We start from the raw sequence: 866 nt of genomic DNA, 5'->3' as shown, positions 1-866 counted from the left end.
CTCAGGGTCAATGTTGGCGTCCTGCATCCGCTTATGCAGCATCAGTCTTAAACTCAGAGCTAAATACGTGACAAAGACCTTTCCATCTAAAGCTCTCTCCAAACACCTCAATCTTCTGCCGCCGCATCTATCTTTGTAGTTATTAAACGCTTTTTCGACGGTGTCCTTTTGACGGTAAATGTTTAGAGCTTCATCCGGTAAGGAAATTCTGTCAGAACCAAGAAAGAAGAAACCACAACTCTGGCAGAACTGAGCCCAAGCCGGAACATTAAAATCATATTTGACCTTGCCGTCGTCATCTTTTCCGCGTTTGAAGAATTGCCTGAAATACGGAGAGTTAGGCACTTTCCCATTTTTCAGACGCAACTTAAAACTTTCGACTAATTGAGTCATATTCATGACATAGTCAGCTTCTCTTTCTTTGCTGTAATAGACATGGATAAACAACTTGTCCTGTTCGGCGCCATATTTTCTTGTGTTGGAATACCATTGAATTTCGCGCGTTGCACAAAAGCAGTTAACACTATTTTTAAATGCTGCCGGCAAGCATAGTCTGAGTGATCCGGCTACCTCCTTAAAAGTTTGCTCAACAATTTTTAGCTCTGAACGAAGTCCACAGACAAAGCCTACGTGATTGCGGAACATAATTTGCAGATTATGTTCAGAGCAGAACCCTCTATCCAACACCAGGTTGACATCTTCCGCATCAAGTTTAGCCAGCTGGATAAACAGGTTCTTCAATAAAACAACATCAGCAATAGAACCGTCCAGCACCTTGTAGTAAAGCGGCTCGGCTGTCTTCTCATCGATCAGCAGCGCCAGCTTTAGCATGGCCATGTCAGGGTCTTCTTTGTTATGCCCATAGG

The 866-nt window shown here is 43.4% G+C and carries 1 protein-coding gene; it reads right to left on the bottom strand.

Translation table 11 applies throughout. The annotated features are described in order from the left end of the window. On the bottom strand, positions 1-866 hold an 866-nt coding region (locus E5987_RS12775; RefSeq protein ID WP_420901721.1), incomplete at both ends, for an IS1634 family transposase.

The organism is Parasutterella muris, assembly GCF_009767915.1.
In the GTDB taxonomy this organism is placed as follows: domain Bacteria; phylum Pseudomonadota; class Gammaproteobacteria; order Burkholderiales; family Burkholderiaceae_F; genus Parasutterella; species Parasutterella muris.
Note: the sequence above shows the minus strand (reverse complement) of the source record. Positions and strands in the feature narration are given on the sequence as shown.